The following is a 19059-nucleotide window of genomic DNA, read 5'->3' as shown; positions in this document are numbered from 1 at the left end:
TTCTTAAACCTGGGAGTGACATAAAATGAACCGGAAATATAGTACACGAGCACTAAAAGAGGCAGGGCAAGGTTATTTCTTTATGTCCCCGACCATTTTTGTACTGCTGCTGTTTATTTTGGGCCCGATATTCTATGCGATTTTTCTCTCTTTTCATAATGTAAGGCTTCTTGGGGAGACAGCATTTAATTTTGTAGGCTTGGCAAACTATGAACGGGTTTTTGAGGATCGGCGGGCAGGAATTGCTCTTTGGAATACTTTTAAATATGTAATGATCGTCGTTCCGTGCCAGACAGTACTGGCCATTATTTTAGCAGCAACGTTAAACGCAGGCATGAAGGGAGAAAAGTTTTTCCGTATCGTTTATTTTCTTCCGACATTGACTTCTTCCGCTGTATTGACGCTTATTTTTATGTGGATGTACAACCGTGAAGGATTAGTAAACTTTGGATTAGACAAGCTTGGATTGCCTACCTACGATTTTATCGGTGATCCGAATGTGGCGCTTACAGCGATTATGGTGATGAATATTTGGGCAACAGCGCCATTCTTTATGGTTATTTATTTGGCAGCCCTTCAGGATATACCGGATTCCCTCTACGAAGCAGCAGAGCTAGATGGGGCAGGACCTGTCCGGAAGTTTTTATCAATAACAGTACCTCATTTAAGACCCATCACCTCCTTTGTTGTGATTATGGGAGTGATCGGAACGTTTCAGCTGTTTGATCAATCGTACATTTTCTCAGGCGGCTCAGGTGGTCCGGATAACTCCACGCTGACAGTGGTGCTATTAATTTATCAATATGCCTTCAAATCAATGGACACGATGGGTTATGCAGCTGCCATCGCATTTGTTCTGGCCATTGTGATTTTAGTATCAACATTGATTCAGCGAAAGCTCTCAAAGGAAGAAAATTTATATTAGTCAGGTGGGATTGATGTGAAGAAGAAAACAAGTTTCGGCAGAATATTTTTATATGTTATTTTGTGCACTTACGCGCTCGTAACACTCATCCCATTTTTATGGGCACTCTCTTCGTCATTCAAGCCGCTGTCAGAAATCGTGAGTGGATCGATTAATTTTATTCCGAAGAATTTCACATTCGATAATTACCGGCAGATCTTTATTGAACAGGCGCTATTTCCAAGATGGATGTTTAACAGCGTCTTGATCGCAACCGTCGGAACAGCATTAAATATCCTGTTTAACTCCATGGCAGGATATGCTCTTGCAAGGCTGACTTTTCCGGGGAAAAAATCCCTGTTCATTGTCATTCTGGCAGTATTAATGATTCCTGCACAGGTAACCATGATCCCGAACTACCTGATTCTACGGGAATTCGGCTGGTTAAACAGCTATCAGGGCATGATTGTACCTTCGATGATTAATGCTACCTTCATCTTTATGATGAGACAATTCTTTGTCAATTTCCCGAAGGAATTGGAGGAAGCAGCTGCCATCGATGGGCTGAGCCGGATCGGGACCTTTTTCAAGGTGGTTCTGCCACTTGCTAAACCAGCGCTTGCTGCTCAGGCAATCTTCGTATTTATGGGCTTCTGGAATGATTTTATGCGCCCGCTCATTATCATGACAGATTCGAGCATGTACACACTGCCGCTTGGCTTAAACACCTTTAAAGGCCAGTTTGTCAGCTACTGGAATTATATAATGGCTGCATCAATGGTCTTCACGCTGCCGGTTCTAGTGATTTACGCGTTCTTCAATAAGTATTTTATTAAAGGGCTGTCACTGACCGGTGGAAAGTAATGATTTAAAACCCCGCTTACCGATGAAAGATTCGGAAAGCGGGGTTTTTATTTAGCCTGTTCCTGCTGTCATCTCTGCACTTCCAATTGTCAGTAAAACAAAAGGTAAATGGATAGGATTTTATTCCATAAGAAAGGGGGTTATTTCAAATCGTTTATCTTTTTAATAACAGGGGTAATGAAAGAGGATATTTGCAGCTGAATATCAGATGTCTATTATGAAGAGGAAGGCATGTGAAGAACAAGTGGATATGAAAAGATATCTGGTGAAGAGCAATCAGAAGGTAAGTCTGGAGGATTATAGTACGAAAGAAGATTTCAATCTAAAAGAGGAAGAGCTTCTTGATGACATCCTGCCAAAAAGCATTGATAAACTGAAGGAGTTACACTGGCGTTTGCATGCTGAAGAAAAAAGAGGCATTGTGGTTGTGCTGCAGGCCATGGATGCTGCTGGTAAGGATGAAGCGATCAGCTATATTTTTTCAAACCTGACAGCACAGGGTCTGAAAACAGCTTCATTCCAAAAACCTTCTGAAACTGAACTCAAGCATGATTACCTCTGGAGGATTCGTGAAGGGCTTCCGGCAAGAGGGCAGGTCGGCATCCTGAACCGTTCTCATTATGAAGAAGTCATTGCACCAAAAGTTCATGAAGATAAATTAAAAGATGAAATGTATCCTGATGATATGGAAAAGGACGAAGTGTGGAAAATGCGTTATCGGCAAATTAATGATTTTGAACAGCACCTGACAGAAAATGGATACAAGGTGATCAAATTCTTTTTCAATATGTCCAAGGAAGAGCAGAGGCAGCGACTGCTCGAACGTCTTAAAAACCCCGAAAAGAACTGGGAATTTTCTTATAATGATATAAAAGAGCGCCGCCATTGGGATGAATATCAGGAGGCTTTTGAAGCTATGCTTTCACATACGTCTACCGACTTTGCACCGTGGTATGTACTTCCAGCGGATGATGAATGGTATTCCCGTTATATTATTACAGAGGTAATGGTGAATTGTCTGAAAGAAATTGATCCGCAATTCCCGGAGCTTTCAGATGAGGATAAAGAGAAAATGAAAGAAGCGATTGAAGAGCTGGAGAATGAAAAGAATTAACGAGGAAAAAAGGTAGATATGAGTTTACATTTAATAGTCTTATAAAATAAAAATGTCACTCAATTTTTCATTCAAATAGCGCTTAAAGACAGGGCAGCTGCTCTGTCTTTTTCTGTTTTCTTTACAAAATAACACTAATTTTATGTTTGTTAGTAGTTTGGGGTGTATAAGTTGCTGAAAAGATTATATTATTCGCAGCAAAAAATGAACTGCAGAGTGAAGCTTTTCCTTTTTTATTGTTGTTTTAAGGTATCCGAAGACCCTCAGACAGAAATAATGAAAATAAACTTGATTTCGAGCCAATAATGTTTACAATTGCAGGATTCCATAATACAATCACATAAGTTATTTACAATTCCGATAAGAATGGGTGGGTTAAAATGAAAAAATGGTTTGGCTTAACAACAATTGCTGTAGTAGGACTTCTTGGAGCCTGCGGCGGATCTGATGAAGCTTCAGATAATGGAAACACGGAAAATACTGATTCTTCTCAAACGCTTTTAGAGCAGATCCAGGAAAGCGGGACAATTACAGTTGGAACAGAAGGAACATACGCTCCTTTCACTTTCCATGATGAAAGCGATACACTGACAGGCTATGACATTGAAGTAATGAATGAAGTAGCGGAGCGTATGGGTGTAGATGTTGAATATAGGGAAACACAGTGGGATTCAATGTTTGAGGGATTAAATTCTTCCCGTTTTGATGTGATTGCAAATCAGGTAGGAATCAGAGAAGACCGCCTGGAAACATATGATTTCTCCGTTCCTTACACTTACTCCGGAGCAGTCGTAGTGGTTCCTGAGGATAATACAGCTGTTACTTCCTTTGAAGATCTTGAAGGAATGCAGTCGGCTCAATCTCTCACTAGTAACTATGCTGATATTGCAACAGAATACGGAGCAGAATTGATTCAGGTAGAAGGACTTGCTCAGGCAATTGAGTTAATTAAAGCAGGGCGTGCAGAGGTAACGGTTAATGACAAGCTGGCCATTTTAGATTTCCAGCAGCAGCAGCCAAATGCAGGTATCAAAATTGCAGCCGAAGAAAGCAACGCATCTGAAAGCGGGTTTATGTTCCGTCAGGACAATGAAGAGCTGGTAGAAGAGTTTAACAAGCATCTTGAAGAAATGAAGGAAGACGGAACACTAGCAGAAATCTCTGAAGAGTGGTTTGGCGAAGATGTTTCTCAATAATTTTATTTTAGCAGCGTCGGATCCGGTAGTGGATTGGGATTTATTCCAATCCTCTCTTTGGCCGATGATTCAGGGCGGAATCCAGGGAACGATTCCGCTTACTTTAATTTCCTTCACCTTTGGCTTGTTAATCGCTCTTCTTACAGCGCTTGCCCGTTTATCAAACAGCAAAATTCTGGCTGGTCTTGCGCGTGTGTATGTATCTGCCATTCGCGGTACGCCCTTGCTTGTGCAGTTATTTATTATTTTTTACGGGCTCCCGAATATAGGCGTTGTCATTGATCCATTTCCAAGTGCCTGTATCGCTTTTTCTTTAAATGTAGGTGCCTACGCATCAGAAATTATCCGTGCCTCCATTCTATCTGTGCCAAAGGGACAATGGGAAGCAGGCTACGCAATTGGAATGACACACAGACAGGCCCTGCTTCGAATCATTCTGCCGCAGGCAACCCGTGTATCCATTCCGCCGCTGTCCAATACCTTTATCAGCCTGGTGAAGGATACATCGCTTGCTTCGTTAATCCTTGTAACAGAGCTATTCAGGAAATCTCAGGAGATTGCAGCAAGAACCTATGAATTTTTACAGCTTTATATTACGGCGGCGCTTTTATATTGGATCGTTTGCTTTATTTTATCTTTAATCCAAGGTCGGATAGAGAAACGATTAGACCGTTATGTTGCCAAGTAAGGAGGGAAGACAATGTTAGTATCTGTTAAAGGGTTGCACAAGTCCTTTGGAGACCTTGATGTATTAAAAGGAATTGATCTTTCAATTGAAAAAGGAAGCGTCGTTGCGATTATTGGTCCATCAGGCTCAGGGAAAACTACGATGCTTCGATGCTTAAACGCACTTGAAATGCCGAATAAGGGCACCATACAATTTCAGGACGAGTTCAATATAAATTTTGATGCGGCTCCTTCAAAGAGAGACATTTTAACTCTCCGGAGAAAATCAGGAATGGTTTTTCAATCCTATAATCTGTTTCCGCATAAAACAGCTCTTGAGAATGTCATGGAAGGACCGGTCATTGTTCAGAGGAAGGCAAAAGAGAAAACAAAGGCGCTGGCTGAATCACTTCTTAAAAAAGTGGGGCTTGCAGAAAAAATGGATCTCTATCCGCATCAGCTTTCAGGGGGACAGCAGCAGCGTGTAGGGATTGCGCGTGCGCTTGCGATCGAGCCTGAGCTTATGTTGTTTGATGAGCCGACATCAGCGCTTGACCCTGAGATTGTGGGTGAGGTGCTGCGTGTAATCCGGGATTTGGCTAAGGAAGGCTGGACGATGGCGATTGTAACCCATGAGTTGAAATTTGCAGAGGAAGTGGCAGACCATGTGATCTTTATTGATGGCGGCCACATTGTAGAGCAGGGAACACCTGAGGAAATTTTGAAAAATCCAAAGGAAGCACGGACAAAACAATTTCTGGATCGTATTTTAAATCCATCTTAAAAGCGAAAAGTACTCTCTCTGTCACAGGAGAAAGTGCTTTTTTTTCGTGCAATTTTACTTGAGTTTTGTGACAATAAAACAATCAACCATTAGGAAAGAGGGATCAGCATGCCAGAAGCCATTTTCTTTGATTTAGATGACACACTTCTATGGGATAAAAAAAGTATTGAGCTTGCACTCACTCTTACAGCAGAAGAGGCGCAAAGGACGTATCAGGTGGATGCGGACCAGTTAGTAAAGGATGTCCGCCGTATAGCCCCCGAAATTTATTCCACTCTTTCTACACATGCATTTACGCAGTTAATTGGAATTAATCCCTTTGAAGGACTATGGGGAGAGTTTGGAGATTCTATTCATTATCAATTCCGTGAGATGGGCAGGGTGATGCCTGACTACAGAAAACAGGTTTGGACAGAGGCGCTGAAAGAACAGGGAGCTGGAGATGAGGACGCAGGTCTTAGGCTGAGCCGGCAATTTATTGAATACCGCAGAAACAATCCTGTCCTGTATGAAGAAACATTTGACGTGCTTGATGTGCTGCAGAAAAAAGGGTTGCGTCTGCTTCTGTTAACAAATGGAGCACCGTCGCTTCAGCTTGAAAAGCTGGCGATTACGCCTGAGCTCGTTCCTTATTTTGATCATATCGTTATTTCAGGGAATTATGGATTTGGCAAGCCTGATGCATCGCTTTTTGAACATACTCTACGTCTGATGGATCTTCCTGCAGAGGATGTCTGGATGGTTGGGGATAATAAAAAAACAGATATTCTTGGAGCCAACCGTACGGAGATAAAAAGTGTATGGATCAACCATCATAATTTAGATGAAGCCAGAAGCGAAGAGGATGGAGTTCCAAACTATACGATAAGACGACTCAAAGAGCTCCTGACGTTAATAAAATAAACATAGATCATTAAAAATTTGGAACTTTAGGTGTAATTAACCGTAGAATAGGGGATGTGATTAGTAATTATACATAATTAGGAGGTTGGAATTTTGAAAAGAACAGGTGAAATCGTTTTAAGTGTGATTGGTGTTATTATTAATATTCTTATGCTTGTTGGTGTTTTTCTTTTAAATGCCTTTTTCTCTGATGAGCAAGTTAGAAGAGAGTTTGAACAAGAGCTTGAGAATGATCCTGATCTTGCAGCATCAGGTATGAATGTGTCTGATATTATCGATCTATTCAGCGGATTAGGCACTTATTTTATTATCGTTGTTCTAATTAGTACGATCTTAAGCATTGTTGCTATTGTCGTTGTAAGAGGAAACCGTAAGCCTAAGCTTGCAGGAGGCCTGCTGATCGGTAGTGCCCTGTTAGTTGGACTTGGAACACTTCTTCTTGGATGGCTGCCGGCGCTTCTATTCCTTATCGCAGGAATTATGTGCTTTGCAAGAAAGCCAAAGGTAACTGAACCAGTCAGCCCGGAGGATGAATATCGTCCACTATAAAATAGAAATCCGCCGCTTTAAATTAAAGCGGCGGATTTTTATATTATTACGCTTTAATCTGGCAGCACGTCTTGCAGTTCTTACCCCCTGGCAATCTGTATTTATAGCAGCAGGTATGTCTTACACGCTTGCCATCTTCCATCGTTCTTTTCGCTTTAGTCTTATTCAAATAAGCAAAAGGGTTTGGAGTATCTTCCCCAAAAAAAGATTCACTGACAATCTCTTCCCACTGATTCTTCCATTCATTTTCCTCAAGCTCAGAAAGAGAAGGAGCAAGGACCTCATAAAACCACTTCAAATAAATGAAAACATTCTCCCAAAGAATAATCTGATTAACCTTGGTTACACGCTCTACAGCTTCCACTAGAGGCTTAAGCCAATTAATGAAATTATCCTTTACAGGCTCCATCCAATTTTGAGGAGAAGTCCTGGATAAGGAAACCTCGGCAGTATAAAGCTTCAGCTGAAAAACACTTTCCTTGTCATGGGCAATTTGCACAGAAGAAGCTGCAAGATCCCAGTGCTCACCGCTGCGGTAATAAGCTAAAAGGGCTCCCAGGTAAATAAACGAAAGCCGCTTGACCGCAAGTGATCCTGTGACATTCAGCTTTGGAGCACCCTGCAGCTGCTGAATCAGTGTTAAATCCTGAAGAGCTGAAGAGGGTTTCTTCCACGCTGTCACATCCCAGACAAGACTGCCGGCAGCAGGCCCAAAGAAAACAGGCAGATGATTGCTAATATAAGGTAAAAGCTCATCGTGTCTCAAGATTTTTTGCTCCTTTCTTTAAATAACAAATAAATAAAGTAAGGGGCGCCAATTGCTGCGGTAAATACACCTGCAGGAACTTCAAGCGGTGCAGCAATTAAGCGGCCGATTAAATCAGCAAGCATGACTAATGCGGCTCCGATAATTGCTGACATAGGAATGAGTGCCCCATAAGAGGAACCAATCAGCTTTCTGGCTAAGTGAGGCGCCATAAGTCCGACAAAGCCAATGCCTCCTGCAAATGCTACTGAGCCCCCCACAAGACCGGTGCTTAAAAGAAGAATGACGATCCGTTGTTTTGATATAGGGGAGCCCATCGCTTTTGTCACATCGTCCCCAAGCTCAAGCAGATTCACATGTCTTGCCATCATAAGGCTTATGATAAACAAAACCAGAACCCAGGGAAAAAGGATCCATACCTGTCCCCATGTAGAGCCGTTTACAGAACCGGTTATCCAGATATTCGCCTGGCTTGCCCGGTAAATCGGTCCGACTAGCATCAACAGCGTCGTACACGCGTTCATAAACATAGAAAGCCCAATTCCAATTAATACAAGGCGGACAGGAGAAAGACCGTTTTTCCAGGAGAATGAATAAACCAAAATGGCAGCAAGCAAAGCGCCAAGAAAAGCCGCAACAGGCAGCCATTGAATTGAAATCGTTAAAGCTCCATTGGAATCGCTGAACAGGACCAAAAATCCAACGACAAAAACACTTGCGCCTCCAGAGATTCCTATGATATCCGGTGATGCCAGAGGGTTTCGCACCATTCCCTGCAATAAAGCACCGGCAACAGCGAGAGCAACTCCGACAAGGAGAGCAATAAGAATCCTCGGCAATCTGAAATCGCGGATAATTAATTGATGAAAAGGCTCACCCCCTCCAAATAGAACCTTTGCAATATCCAGAGGAGAAACCCAAACTTCCCCCAAGCCGAGGCTGATGAAAAAAATACCGGCAGCAACAAGAAGGGCAAGCGTAACACGTAAAAATGTAAGCTTGTCAAACAAAAAGGAAACAGCTTTTTGCCCAATTCTGACAGGAACAAAACGCTTCATGATGACGTCCCCACCCTTCTGGCAATATAAATAAAGATCGGTGTCCCAATTAAAGCTGTCATAACGCCAACGGGAACCTCCTGAGGCATAATCACATACCTTGCCACCAGATCGGCCAGGAGAAGAAGATTAGCCCCTAGGAAAGCTGACAGCGGAATCAGCCAGCGGTGATCGATTCCAATCAACTTACGCGCAAGATGAGGAATCATAATCCCGATAAAGCCGATCGGTCCCGCAACCGCTACAGAGCCACCTGCTAATAGCACCACGATGATCCCGATCCATATTTTAAGCATTCCTGTTTTCACACCAAGTCCGCTTGCAACATCCTCACCCATTGCGAGGACATTAAAAGAAGGGGCAAAAAATAAAGCGATAGCAAAGCCGGCTGCTATATATGGGAGTGCGGTCCACAATAAAGCAATATCCCTGCCCTGCACAGAGCCGGCAAGCCAGAATAGCACCTGCTCCAGCGCTGATTCATTTAATACGAGCAGCCCCTGAGTGACCGATCCGAATAAAGCGGTCATCGCGGCACCCGCTAACGTCAGCTGCAGAGGGGACAACCCATTGCGGTCTAATGAACCTAAACCGAAAACTGCCACTATGGCAATTCCAGCTCCTAAAAATGCCAGTAATGCAAACGAATGAAGGGAGGTCACATTAAAAAGTGTCACACCAATAACGACTGCCAGGCCTGCACCGGCATTTACCCCAAAGATACTTGGAGAAGCGAGCGGATTTTTAGTGAGCGTCTGCATCAATACGCCTGCTACAGCGAGAGAGGCTCCCACAGCAGCTGCAATCAATGCACGGGGAATCCTCACAGACTGGATGACTAAATGCGCATTAGAGCCATCAAAGGCCGTAAAAGAACGTACAATCTGTATAAAAGAGGTTTGCTGGTATCCAAACCTAACACTGGCTAAAATAAGACCAAGCATTAAAATAAACGATCCAGTTATAAGAAGAATCGAAAAACCCTTTGACTGTTTCATCTTTTTTCCCTTTCTATATCTCAATGGTTCTCATTATAACGAAAATCCTTCTAAATGAAAACGGTTTTCATTTAGTTGTTGACAGGTTCAAATCAGTCGATTATGATAGGGGTGTTGTTTGAGAATGATTATCAATAAATTCTGAGGAGAATTAATTATGAAAAAGAATTTGTTTTTATTTTTACTGATCGGTATATTAGCAATCGTGATGGCAGCATGCAGCTCCAACGACAATGGCGCCGGCAATGAAGAATCAGATAATAGTTCCGGGGATACAGAAGAAAGCTATACCATTGAGCACGCAATGGGTGAAGCAACGATTGAAGGAACGCCTGAACGAGTCGTTATTCTTACGAATGAAGGAACAGAAGCCTTATTATCAATGGGTGTTACACCGGTAGGAGCGGTACAATCCTGGACAGGCGACCCTTGGTATGAGCATATAGCAGAAGATATGACAGATGTTGAGGTTGTTGGAACGGAAAGTGAAGTAAACGTAGAAGCAATCGCTGCTCTGCAGCCGGATTTAATCATCGGGACTAAGCTGCGTCAGGAAGCTGTTTATGAGCAGCTTGAACAAATTGCACCAACAGTCATGTCTGAAACACTAAAAGGCGACTGGCAGGAAAACTTTGAGCTGTATTCAAAGGCCATTAATAAAGAAGAAGAGGGCCAGCAGGTAATGGACGACTACAAGCATCGCGTTGAAGAGCTTAGCGGCGAGCTTGGGGAACAAGTGGAAAATGAAATTTCGATGGTGCGCTTTATGGCAGGAGATACACGTATTTACCATAAGGATTCATTCTCCGGTCTTATCCTTGATCAATTAGGATTTGCGCGTCCTGAAGAACAGGATATCGATGATTTTTCTGAAAATGGTGTAACAAAAGAGCGCGTGGAGGCAATGGAAGGAGATGTGCTTTTCTACTTCACTTACGAAGAGGGTGATGGGGAAGGCAGTAAAGCAGCCGACAGCTGGCTGAATGACCCTCTATTCCAAAACCTCGAAGTCGTTAAAGAAGGAAATATTCATGAAGTGAGCGATACGATCTGGAACACAGCAGGCGGAGTACGCGCTGCTAATTTGATGCTTGATGATATTGAAGAATATTTTTTAAACTAATACAAATCAAAAACCAGGAGGCCCAGGCCTCCTGGTTTTTTACATGCTATAAATGGTTTAAATACATAAGTTAGTGGAAAATAAGGGAATATAGATAGTAAAGGAGATGACAAATAATGAACCAAACTGAATTAAAAGAAACCATCATGTCAGTATTTGAACAAAATAAAGTAGGAACACTTTCAACCGTTAGAAATGATAAGCCTCATTCAAGGTATATGACCTTTTTTAATGATGGCTTAGTGCTCCACACACCTACAAACCGTGAAACACATAAAGCAGAAGAAATTGATAAAAATCCTTTCGTCCATATCCTGCTTGGCTATGATGGGGAAGGCTACGGAGACAGATATGTTGAAATTGAAGGAACTGCGGTCATTCGCGACTCCGAGGATTTAAAGCATAAACTTTGGAGTGACCGCTTCTCAGAGTGGTTTGAAGGTCCGGACGATCCTGAATATATTGTTTTGGAAATCGAGCCGACAGCGGTTCGTTTGATGAATGCAGGCGAAGAGCCTCAAACACTCGAAGTTAATAGCTAATGTTGTATGAAAAGAAGCATCCTACCGTTTTCGTTTATCGGCAGGATGCTTTTTCTCTTTAGAAGAGGATTTTGTTTTTAGTAAAAAAGATAAAGAAAATATGATAAATAAGATAACCGCTATTCCAATCCAATAAAGCATGTTAACAATAAAGGAAGCTGCATCTCCCATTCACAACTGCTCCTTTCTTACCCTGATGGGTGAATTCCTGGCTGAAACTCATTATAATAAAAGTATTGGTTCGTGAACAGGAGGAAGCAGGAAATGGAATGGACATTACAAACGTTTGAGGAATTATCGGCAACTGAGCTTTACGAGATTTTAATGGCACGAAATTCAATTTTTGTGGTAGAGCAGCAGTGTGCGTATCAGGAAATAGATGGCTATGACCCGAAGAGCTTTCATTTAACGCTTCGGGAAGGGGATAAGCTGGTTGCGTATGCCCGTCTTCTCCCGGGAGGAGTTAAGTATGATCTGCCGTCGATTGGGCGGATTATTGTGGCGCCTGAGTATAGAGGATCTGGAGCGGGGCGGAGGCTGGTTGCGAGGTCAGTAAATATTATGGTTAAGGACTGGGGAGTAGAACAGATTAAGCTGCAGGCCCAGGTTTATTTGCGTCATTTTTATGAGTCGTTTGGGTTTGAGCCGACGTCAGAAGAATATTTGGATGATGGGATTCCGCATGTGGATATGCTGATGAGGGTTAAGAATGAAGTGCTAAGAGGAAGTGAGTAAAGTGGATGGGAAGAAGTTAGTTGCAGGTTTGATTGGGCTTTTGGTTGTGACGATTATTTTGATTTTTATTTTGGTTTCTAATTTTACACCTAGCGGGATGGATACTGAAGCTCAAGGTGTTGGGTTTATTTCAAATGTAATTAACTCTGAGTTTATTTGAAGTATGTGAGTTAAGGGTGAATGCCTTTTAATGGGGCGTGTTGATTTCCGCTGCAGGGGCATGCTTTCCGCGGGGCGGGGCTTGAGCTAACTTGCTAACGCAAGTGGATCTCAAGCTCCCGCTTCATCCCGCAGGAGTCAGCCCCTTCCACTGCAATCAACCTCTGGGGAAATTGTTTTCTGCTTCTAATATAGCGTGTTAGGAGAAGGAGTGAATTCCTTTGTCACACCAACCTACTTATTTTTTATAGTAGGAAGGGGGTGAATGCCTTGTGATGGGGCGTGTTGATTTCCGCTGCAGGGGCATGCTTTCCGCGGGGCGGGGCTTGAGCTAACTTGCTAACGCAAGTGGATCTCAAGCTCCCGCTTCATCCCGCAGGAGTCAGCCCCTTCCACTGCAATCAACCTCTGGGGAAATTGTTTTCTGCTTCTAATATAGCGTGTTAGGAGAAGGAGTGAATTCCTTTGTCACACCAACCTACTTATTTTTTATAGTAGGAAGGGGGTGAATGCCTTGTGATGGGGCGTGTTGATTTCCGCGGGACGGGGCTTGAGCTAACTTGCTAACGCAAGTGGATCTCAAGCTCCCGTTTCATCCCGCAGGAGTCAGCCTCTTCCGCTGCAATCAACCTCTGGGTAATTTGTTTTCTTCTTCTGATATAGCGTGTTAGGAGTGAATGTTTATTGGCATAAAAAAGTGCGGGTTCCCTGAGGAATCCGCACTTTTTAAAATGGTTTATTTTTGTACTAATTCGTAATTTTCATGTGAAACAACGGTGAAGTTGGTTCCATAATCAAGCAATAAAGCATCATCTTCAGAAATATTAACAATAACAGAACGTTCGAGTATTTTGGTCACTTCACCTGTAATTTCAAATCCATGCCGTGTGAATCGTACAAATTGTCCTACGTTTGCGATTGCCATCATAACACCCCATATCCCTTAGTAAAAATAGAGCTTTTTTTGTTTGTTTCACCCATTCTACAGTAAATTTCCAAAGAAAGAAACTTTCTCCCGCATAGGTGCTGCTATTCGGGGAGCAGAATGCAGGTTTAATCTGTATGTAACCCTTTTCACTTTGTGTTTCTTTAGTATTTTACTATATCTTTCCGGAAATAGCATGAAATTTCAGTGTTTTCATGAACTATACTAAAAAAAACCTTTACTTTCAATTACATGATTTAAAATTTTGTAAAAAAGTATACTTTACTGTTCCCGTATAGGAGGGGTTTGTTACAATTAACCGTATTGAATCGATATGCTTTGGAGGTAAGGAATGAAAAAGAAAAAAGAGTTTTGGTACACTGCATCTGGATACGCTGTTATTTTCCTATTAATCCTGGCTGCCATGATGATTAATTTTTATCCTGGAGGCTATGGCTATGTATACAGTGAAGAAACTAATGAAATGACGCTGGAACGGGGAATGATTTTCAAAGAATATAAAACGATAGAAGTGCCTGAAGACGAGGGGCTGCGTTATTCGCTGTACGAGGTGCAGGTGGAATCTGCGATACAGACATGGATTTTTGTGCTGATGCTTTCAATCTTTTCTGTTTATCTTCTTCAGCGGGTCATTCCTGCTTATAGAAACCGCAAAGAACAAGGTATTGCCGTAAAAGATATTATCGCTGCATTATTACTGGCGGCATCCTTAACAACGATTGTTATGCTGTTAATTTCATTAAGTAATCATTTGCAGTATTTGTCGCAGGTCTTTAATAGCGCTCCGTAATGGATGCTGATCATCATCATAAAATAGTAGTGAGACAAGTTTTTATGAGCGAAATTTAGGATATGGGTATTATATAAGGAAATTCTTCGAATAAGAAAGGAGCGAAACCAAATGAGAAAAAGCTCATGGGCGGGTCTTGCGGTTTTTGCTCTGGGTATCGGTTTTTTTGCTTTTGTCTACTTTTGGGACGATGGCTCCCATTCAGGGGAAAGGAAGCTGTACGATTATAATATAAACGGTCTTGAATTAAACGTTGTTACAAATGGCACAGAGTTTAAAGAAGGCGAGGACATCATCGTGGAAGTAACGCTTACAAACGAACTTGGTGCGCCAGTCACCTATGATATGCAGTGCGGAGAACCGTTGCAGATTGAAATCGAGGCAGCAGAATTAAATAATACCTTAGTTAATACCAATGGTGAGCCTGGCTGTGACGGACCGGATGAATCAGAAAAAGGCCGCATGATATCAAATGAGCAGCTTTCAAAATCAGTTCAATTTCCACTTGAAATACCGGTAAATGACGAAGAAACGGTTTTAGCCCCCGAGGGACAATATTCCATTAAGATTTCCTTTTATCCTACTGCACAACAAGCATTTATTACAGATATCCCAATCTCAATTAATCAGCAAAATCAACAGCTTACAGATCCGGCTGAAGCCAAGCAGGAAGCGCTGTTAACAAATGAAGCCCAGTCCTGGTTCTCCCTTTATGGAGATACGGAAAAATATATTGTTTCAGAGGAGCTTCCTTATCTGGAAGACAATCATTGGGTATTAACGTGGAAAGCAAAGAGTACGGATACGGAGGATACACTTGAGGATCAAAAGCTTGTGTTACAACAGCCAGCTTTTACAAATTAACAGCTTAAAAAGTTATGAATTTTCAGTTATTAATGTGATAAACTTAGCTGTGAGAAGATTGAAAGGCTGGTGGGTGAATGCGCAAAAGAAGTAAAGGTTCATCGTGGGAAGCATGTATTAATGTGTTATTTACACTCATTTACATTGGTTACTGGTGGGTCATTTTTCAACAGATTTTTTATGGAAATACTTTTTTAATTTACATATGCATTATCCCTTTTATCATTCTTCTTTATCTGCAATCGTTATGCATCACTTTCATCGAAAACAGGCGGGAAAAAAAGCTTGTTTTAAGTCTGGAAAAAACACTGAAACGCTATGGAGCGGATAGAGTAAAATTTTAAAATCCCTGCTTGGGAGTGCCGGTAGTGCTTGAATATTCCAGCCTATTCGGCTTTCCGGGCAGGGATTAATTTTTGGGGTATACCTATAAAATAGAAGTGTCTCAGCTTTTTTACGAGCGGGTTTTTTGAATTTCAAATATATCTTCAAGCTTTTCAGAAAGATAAGAATGAGCATCTGTAACACCCTGGTTGTAAACAGCGGGTCCAATACGTCGAAGGAAGAAATCGAGCAGTAAAGCACTGCTCAGCGCTCCTATTTCCTCACCGCGTTCTTCTTGAAAATAGGACTGGATCTCGCGTATTAACTCGTGTTTTGTTTGTTCAGAAAGCTTGTATTGATCTTTCAATGGATCGTCTCCCTTTTGGTTTTTCTTAAGTTTACCATAGAGAAAGGGGAGGGTTAATGTCTTAAGTGGCGGTGATTATGGTCTTCGTTCGAGGACTGGAAAGTGAGGAGGAACAAACCAAGCGCTGCCCCAATTCCAACTAGTCCCTTTAATGACCATTCACCATAGTTTAATCCGAAGAATAATTCGAATGCTCCAAAGATAATGATGGCCAGAATGGATATGTACCGCAGCAGCTGGTCCATTTCTTTTCTCCTTCCGTAAAGGTGTTTATAAGTAGTACGTTTTATTTATCAGAATGTTTCGTTTTTTACAACTTAGTTTATTATACTATGTGCCGGATATGCTTTTTGATTCACCTGAGCATAAAATTTGCAGATATCTTGATCATAAAAAAGAAGCTGATCATCATCAGCTTCTTTTACTTAATAGGTTTTCCATATCTTTTTTATGTTTTTGATCGCGGACCACAATGATCGCATGTATTAAACCGGGTATATATCCCAAAATGGTCAGAAGGATATTTAGTAGGAAGGAGCCAAATCTTCCTGTAAATAACACAGCAACCGGAGGGAGAAAGATTGCTAAAATATATAACATCTGCTTCAACGCCTTTCACCTTTTTTATCTGTCTTCCCGTTCAATCCTTGTCTTAAACGGTGCGAGGCTTTGCCAGAACGAACGTGGAAAGGCGTGAAACTTCAATTTGATTCCGTTTTACAATGCTGAGTGGTTCATACCCTGAATCGTACCCATTAACTAATACATGCCAGGGGCCATTAGAATTCAGGTCAAACGTTACCGGATGATGGTGGGCATTATGAACAACAATATAGGAGCCATATTTATTTTCCTCTTCACCCGCTTCAATTCTGTAGGCGATCAGATGCTCATCTGACGGATAAAAGTGCAGTCTTTTTTTAATTTCTTCCTTCGTCTGCATTCTGAAGGCTTTGGAGGATTTTCTAAGGGCGATAAGCCCTTTTACATAACTGACTTCCTGTTCAAATTCTGCTTTTCTGTCCCAGTCCAGTTTATTAGTGGAGTCCGGTGATCGGTAGCTGTTATGGTCTCCGCCCTTTGTACGCATAAATTCCTGGCCGGCATGAAGAAAAGGAATGCCCTGAGATAGTAAAATCACGGATGTTGCGAGCTTATGCATGCTTTTCAGGTCCTGCTCTGGAGCATCCGGGTTTGTCAGTACAAGCTTATCCCATAGAGTATGATTGTCATGGGCCTCAACATAGTTGATAACCTGGCAGGGATCCTGGTAGCTAAGACGATCATAGGCGAGGGACATTCCTGCTGTAATTCCCTGTTTTACGGGATAGCTGCAGCCGCTTCTTCCGTTAACAAAACCGGCATCCTGGTCAGAGAAGTTGTTCCCCTTTAAATGGTCACGGACTGAGTCATTAAAGTGGGCAATCCTTGGCATCTTATGTGCATTTACCTGGCTTGCTTTTTGACTTTCAGGCAATGCGGTATCAAGCTCCCAGCCTTCTCCGAGAATAATGATGGAAGGATCGACTTCATCTAATGCTTTCCTGACGGCGTTCATCGTTTCAACATCATGAATGCCCATCAGGTCGAAACGGAATCCGTCTATTTTATATTCCTTTGCCCAATAGAGTAAGGAATCAATTATGAATTTTCTCATCATATAGCGCTCTGAAGCAGTATCATTTCCTACTCCGGTGCCGTTTGACAAGACGCCATTGTCAGCGTAGCGGTAGTAATACCCCGGCACAAGCTGCTGAAAGCTTGAACGGGGAACATCATATACATGGTTGAAAACCACATCCATAATCACTCGCATGCCGCGGCTGTGAATAGCTTGAATCAATGTCTTAAGCTCACTGATTCTTAATTGCGGCGAAAAAGGATCAAGTGAATAGGAGCCTTCCGGCGCATTAAAATGCTTTGGATCATACCCCCAGTTATACTGAGTTTCCGGCTTTGTTTCATCCACAGTCCAAAAATCAAAAATGGGTAATAGCTGAATATGGGTGACGCCTAAATCAGCAAAGTGATCCAGCCCGGTTTTTACACCGTCCGCATTTTTAGTCCCGGATTCAGCAAGACCAAGATACTTTCCTTTATGCATTGCTCCGCTGCTTTCATGAATAGTAGCATCCCGGATGTGCAGCTCGTAAATAATTGCATCCTCGGGATGGTTAAAGGAAGGAGAAGGTTTATCCCAATTCGGCAGATTCGTTTGGGAAAGGTCAACAACAACACTTTTTTCCCCGTTAATCGTTACAGCCTTTGCGTAAGGGTCTGCTGCTTCTATCCAATCATTGCCGACTCTGACCCGGAACATATATGAAACCCCATTTAAATCCTGATTAATTTCAACCTGCCATGTGCCTTTCTCTCCTCGTTCCATACGATAACGGGCAGGAGAATCACTATTGATTGAATAGATCAGTAAATCAGCCTCGTGAGCCACAGGAGACCATAAGCGGAATAAGGTCTTTTCCTTTGAATAGAGGGCACCAAGCTCCCCGTCATAGCCAAACGCATGGTCAAATTCTTTTGTTCGCACAATATCTCCAAGAGAGACAGGACAGCTGCCAAAATGGGAGATGGTCACCTTGTAGGCTTTAGTCAGAGATAAGTCCTCATTTGTGATAATAGTTAACTGGTGCGCCAGATCAGAGGAGCTGTGATCTTTTGAAACAATAATCTCTTCAATTGAGGCTCCTTCTAAATCCAATGAGATGGAATCATGCTCCCAATCAAAGGAAAGGTTTGTTGTCACGGCAATTTCACGCCGGCAGTTTAGCTTGGCGCTTAAAATTCTCGGGGCTGCATTTACTTCATTTACATCATGGTAGATTTTTTCAAGCCCCTGCATTAGCCAGACCTCAGAATGGCCATTTTCATCAAATTCAGTAATAAAGCGATCATCAAAACGCTTGCTCGCCCAGTCGTTTTCCTGGGTGCTCTTTCGAATGATAAATCCTACCCGGCTGATTCCCCGGGCGTCCTCCATTTCAAAAGTAGCTGTCTGCCCAAATGGAGAACCGTCTTTAAATTGAACCATTCGTCCATTTTGGCCCTCTAGCCATACCCACAGGTTCCATCCCCTGTAATCCCCGTCGTACCGATGATAATGAAGCGTTATCGAAACCTTTTTATGACCTGTAACAGGGGGGTTGTTTGATGATTTCTCGTGCTGTTTCCCGTGAATCATGACCATATACATCCTCACCTTTTCCCATATAATTTGCGGTTATCTTCTATGTCTTATTTTACGTCGACGCCATGCCAAGGGTGTAATGTAAATACTCTGATAAAAGCTCTTCTTCATTTCTTACCCTTAAGGAAGGGATTTATTCGTTTGTTGTATGTTACTTATTTTATCGGTTAAGAAGCGAAATCATAAGTAAAAAATAAAAATAATT

23 protein-coding genes are annotated in these 19059 nt (G+C 42.2%); 14 read left to right on the top strand and 9 right to left on the bottom strand.

What is annotated here, in order from left to right; translation table 11 throughout:
* The first annotated feature begins 25 nt into the window (after positions 1 to 25).
* The 8 genes from C4B60_RS07410 (at position 26) to C4B60_RS07375 (ending at position 6980) form a co-directional block, all read left to right on the top strand.
* Entirely contained in the window at positions 26 to 925 is a 900-nt protein-coding gene (locus C4B60_RS07410; protein ID WP_104057371.1) for a carbohydrate ABC transporter permease, read from the top strand.
* A gap of 15 nt (positions 926 to 940) precedes the next feature.
* The gene (locus C4B60_RS07405; RefSeq protein WP_104057370.1) at positions 941 to 1768 is read left to right on the top strand and encodes a carbohydrate ABC transporter permease; all 828 of its coding nucleotides are present in this window, start codon (positions 941 to 943) and stop codon (positions 1766 to 1768) included.
* A 250-nt stretch (positions 1769 to 2018) separates the two neighbouring features.
* Positions 2019 to 2882, top strand: coding sequence for a PPK2 family polyphosphate kinase (locus C4B60_RS07400; protein WP_245153905.1), 864 nt, complete (start codon positions 2019 to 2021; stop codon positions 2880 to 2882).
* A 380-nt stretch (positions 2883 to 3262) separates the two neighbouring features.
* Positions 3263 to 4078, top strand: a complete 816-nt coding sequence (locus tag C4B60_RS07395) for an amino acid ABC transporter substrate-binding protein (RefSeq protein WP_104057369.1) — start codon at positions 3263 to 3265, stop codon at positions 4076 to 4078.
* Positions 4065 to 4766: an amino acid ABC transporter permease gene (locus C4B60_RS07390; protein WP_104057368.1), complete on the top strand. Its 702-nt coding sequence runs from the start codon at positions 4065 to 4067 to the stop codon at positions 4764 to 4766. The genes C4B60_RS07395 and C4B60_RS07390 overlap by 14 nt, the downstream gene beginning before the upstream one ends.
* 12 nt (positions 4767 to 4778) lie before the next feature.
* Complete coding sequence (locus C4B60_RS07385; RefSeq protein ID WP_104057367.1) at positions 4779 to 5528, top strand: amino acid ABC transporter ATP-binding protein; 750 nt, start codon at positions 4779 to 4781, stop codon at positions 5526 to 5528.
* A 108-nt stretch (positions 5529 to 5636) separates the two neighbouring features.
* Positions 5637 to 6431 (top strand): HAD family hydrolase, encoded by a 795-nt coding sequence (locus C4B60_RS07380; RefSeq protein WP_104057366.1) that lies wholly within the window; start codon positions 5637 to 5639, stop codon positions 6429 to 6431.
* Positions 6432 to 6524: 93 nt separating this feature from the next.
* Positions 6525 to 6980, top strand: coding sequence for a DUF4064 domain-containing protein (locus C4B60_RS07375; protein ID WP_167578602.1), 456 nt, complete (start codon positions 6525 to 6527; stop codon positions 6978 to 6980).
* 46 nt (positions 6981 to 7026) lie between these two features.
* Here the strand turns inward: C4B60_RS07375 and C4B60_RS07370 are convergent, their stop codons facing one another.
* From C4B60_RS07370 to C4B60_RS07360, 3 genes are read right to left on the bottom strand one after another with little or no spacing between them, the layout of a single operon-like run.
* Positions 7027 to 7746: a hypothetical protein gene (locus C4B60_RS07370; protein WP_104057364.1), complete on the bottom strand. Its 720-nt coding sequence runs from the start codon at positions 7744 to 7746 to the stop codon at positions 7027 to 7029.
* Positions 7743 to 8804 (bottom strand): FecCD family ABC transporter permease, encoded by a 1062-nt coding sequence (locus C4B60_RS07365; RefSeq protein ID WP_104057363.1) that lies wholly within the window; start codon positions 8802 to 8804, stop codon positions 7743 to 7745. Before C4B60_RS07365 ends, C4B60_RS07370 begins: the two co-directional genes overlap by 4 nt.
* Complete coding sequence (locus tag C4B60_RS07360) at positions 8801 to 9802, bottom strand: FecCD family ABC transporter permease (protein ID WP_104057362.1); 1002 nt, start codon at positions 9800 to 9802, stop codon at positions 8801 to 8803. The genes C4B60_RS07365 and C4B60_RS07360 overlap by 4 nt, the downstream gene beginning before the upstream one ends.
* Before the next feature lie 157 nt (positions 9803 to 9959).
* Between C4B60_RS07360 and C4B60_RS07355 the strand changes: the two genes are divergently transcribed.
* Complete coding sequence (locus tag C4B60_RS07355; RefSeq protein ID WP_104057361.1) at positions 9960 to 10925, top strand: ABC transporter substrate-binding protein; 966 nt, start codon at positions 9960 to 9962, stop codon at positions 10923 to 10925.
* A 116-nt stretch (positions 10926 to 11041) separates the two neighbouring features.
* Positions 11042 to 11467 carry a pyridoxamine 5'-phosphate oxidase family protein gene (locus C4B60_RS07350; RefSeq protein WP_104057360.1) on the top strand — a complete coding sequence of 142 codons (426 nt, stop codon included), beginning with the start codon at positions 11042 to 11044 and terminating at the stop codon, positions 11465 to 11467.
* Between the two features lie 21 nt (positions 11468 to 11488).
* Here the strand turns inward: C4B60_RS07350 and C4B60_RS21385 are convergent, their stop codons facing one another.
* Positions 11489 to 11638: a hypothetical protein gene (locus C4B60_RS21385; protein WP_167578601.1), complete on the bottom strand. Its 150-nt coding sequence runs from the start codon at positions 11636 to 11638 to the stop codon at positions 11489 to 11491.
* 93 nt (positions 11639 to 11731) lie between these two features.
* Between C4B60_RS21385 and C4B60_RS07345 the strand changes: the two genes are divergently transcribed.
* Together C4B60_RS07345 and C4B60_RS21380 are read left to right on the top strand one after the other, a co-directional pair.
* A complete protein-coding gene (locus C4B60_RS07345; protein WP_104057359.1) occupies positions 11732 to 12202 on the top strand; it encodes a GNAT family N-acetyltransferase in 471 nt (156 codons plus the stop codon).
* Position 12203: 1 nt separating this feature from the next.
* Positions 12204 to 12362 carry a hypothetical protein gene (locus C4B60_RS21380; RefSeq protein ID WP_167578600.1) on the top strand — a complete coding sequence of 53 codons (159 nt, stop codon included), beginning with the start codon at positions 12204 to 12206 and terminating at the stop codon, positions 12360 to 12362.
* 735 nt (positions 12363 to 13097) lie between these two features.
* Here the strand turns inward: C4B60_RS21380 and C4B60_RS07340 are convergent.
* Positions 13098 to 13289, bottom strand: coding sequence for a DUF2187 family protein (locus C4B60_RS07340; protein ID WP_104057358.1), 192 nt, complete (start codon positions 13287 to 13289; stop codon positions 13098 to 13100).
* Positions 13290 to 13638: 349 nt separating this feature from the next.
* Between C4B60_RS07340 and C4B60_RS07335 the strand changes: the two genes are divergently transcribed.
* The gene (locus C4B60_RS07335) at positions 13639 to 14097 is read left to right on the top strand and encodes a hypothetical protein (protein WP_104057357.1); all 459 of its coding nucleotides are present in this window, start codon (positions 13639 to 13641) and stop codon (positions 14095 to 14097) included.
* Between the two features lie 111 nt (positions 14098 to 14208).
* The gene (locus C4B60_RS07330; protein ID WP_104057356.1) at positions 14209 to 14961 is read left to right on the top strand and encodes a hypothetical protein; all 753 of its coding nucleotides are present in this window, start codon (positions 14209 to 14211) and stop codon (positions 14959 to 14961) included.
* A gap of 454 nt (positions 14962 to 15415) precedes the next feature.
* On the opposite strand, the gene C4B60_RS07320 is transcribed toward C4B60_RS07330, so the two are convergent.
* From C4B60_RS07320 to pulA, 4 genes are all read right to left on the bottom strand, one after another.
* The gene (locus tag C4B60_RS07320; protein ID WP_104057354.1) at positions 15416 to 15652 is read right to left on the bottom strand and encodes a DUF2164 domain-containing protein; all 237 of its coding nucleotides are present in this window, start codon (positions 15650 to 15652) and stop codon (positions 15416 to 15418) included.
* A 53-nt stretch (positions 15653 to 15705) separates the two neighbouring features.
* A complete protein-coding gene (locus tag C4B60_RS07315; RefSeq protein ID WP_104057353.1) occupies positions 15706 to 15897 on the bottom strand; it encodes a hypothetical protein in 192 nt (63 codons plus the stop codon).
* A gap of 166 nt (positions 15898 to 16063) precedes the next feature.
* Positions 16064 to 16252, bottom strand: a complete 189-nt coding sequence (locus C4B60_RS07310) for a YqaE/Pmp3 family membrane protein (RefSeq protein WP_104057883.1) — start codon at positions 16250 to 16252, stop codon at positions 16064 to 16066.
* A gap of 52 nt (positions 16253 to 16304) precedes the next feature.
* A complete protein-coding gene (gene pulA, locus C4B60_RS07305; RefSeq protein WP_167578599.1) occupies positions 16305 to 18848 on the bottom strand; it encodes a type I pullulanase in 2544 nt (847 codons plus the stop codon).
* Between the last annotated feature and the right edge of the window lie 211 nt (positions 18849 to 19059).

Source organism: Jeotgalibacillus proteolyticus (assembly GCF_002926065.1).
Lineage (GTDB): Bacteria > Bacillota > Bacilli > Bacillales > Jeotgalibacillaceae > Jeotgalibacillus > Jeotgalibacillus proteolyticus.
Note: the sequence above shows the minus strand (reverse complement) of the source record. Positions and strands in the feature narration are given on the sequence as shown.

Coding starts and splice junctions, on each gene's coding strand:
- C4B60_RS07410 (WP_104057371.1), top strand. CDS start 26: ATGAACCGGAAATATAGTACACGAGCACTAAAAGAGGCAGGGCAAGGT.
- C4B60_RS07400 (WP_245153905.1), top strand. CDS start 2,019: ATGAAAAGATATCTGGTGAAGAGCAATCAGAAGGTAAGTCTGGAGGAT.
- C4B60_RS07395 (WP_104057369.1), top strand. CDS start 3,263: ATGAAAAAATGGTTTGGCTTAACAACAATTGCTGTAGTAGGACTTCTT.
- C4B60_RS07390 (WP_104057368.1), top strand. CDS start 4,065: ATGTTTCTCAATAATTTTATTTTAGCAGCGTCGGATCCGGTAGTGGAT.
- C4B60_RS07385 (WP_104057367.1), top strand. CDS start 4,779: ATGTTAGTATCTGTTAAAGGGTTGCACAAGTCCTTTGGAGACCTTGAT.
- C4B60_RS07380 (WP_104057366.1), top strand. CDS start 5,637: ATGCCAGAAGCCATTTTCTTTGATTTAGATGACACACTTCTATGGGAT.
- C4B60_RS07365 (WP_104057363.1), bottom strand. CDS start 8,804: ATGAAGCGTTTTGTTCCTGTCAGAATTGGGCAAAAAGCTGTTTCCTTT.
- C4B60_RS07360 (WP_104057362.1), bottom strand. CDS start 9,802: ATGAAACAGTCAAAGGGTTTTTCGATTCTTCTTATAACTGGATCGTTT.
- C4B60_RS07355 (WP_104057361.1), top strand. CDS start 9,960: ATGAAAAAGAATTTGTTTTTATTTTTACTGATCGGTATATTAGCAATC.
- C4B60_RS07350 (WP_104057360.1), top strand. CDS start 11,042: ATGAACCAAACTGAATTAAAAGAAACCATCATGTCAGTATTTGAACAA.
- C4B60_RS21385 (WP_167578601.1), bottom strand. CDS start 11,638: ATGGGAGATGCAGCTTCCTTTATTGTTAACATGCTTTATTGGATTGGA.
- C4B60_RS07345 (WP_104057359.1), top strand. CDS start 11,732: ATGGAATGGACATTACAAACGTTTGAGGAATTATCGGCAACTGAGCTT.
- C4B60_RS07340 (WP_104057358.1), bottom strand. CDS start 13,289: ATGATGGCAATCGCAAACGTAGGACAATTTGTACGATTCACACGGCAT.
- C4B60_RS07335 (WP_104057357.1), top strand. CDS start 13,639: ATGAAAAAGAAAAAAGAGTTTTGGTACACTGCATCTGGATACGCTGTT.
- C4B60_RS07330 (WP_104057356.1), top strand. CDS start 14,209: ATGAGAAAAAGCTCATGGGCGGGTCTTGCGGTTTTTGCTCTGGGTATC.
- C4B60_RS07315 (WP_104057353.1), bottom strand. CDS start 15,897: ATGGACCAGCTGCTGCGGTACATATCCATTCTGGCCATCATTATCTTT.
- C4B60_RS07310 (WP_104057883.1), bottom strand. CDS start 16,252: ATGTTATATATTTTAGCAATCTTTCTCCCTCCGGTTGCTGTGTTATTT.
- pulA (WP_167578599.1), bottom strand. CDS start 18,848: ATGATTCACGGGAAACAGCACGAGAAATCATCAAACAACCCCCCTGTT.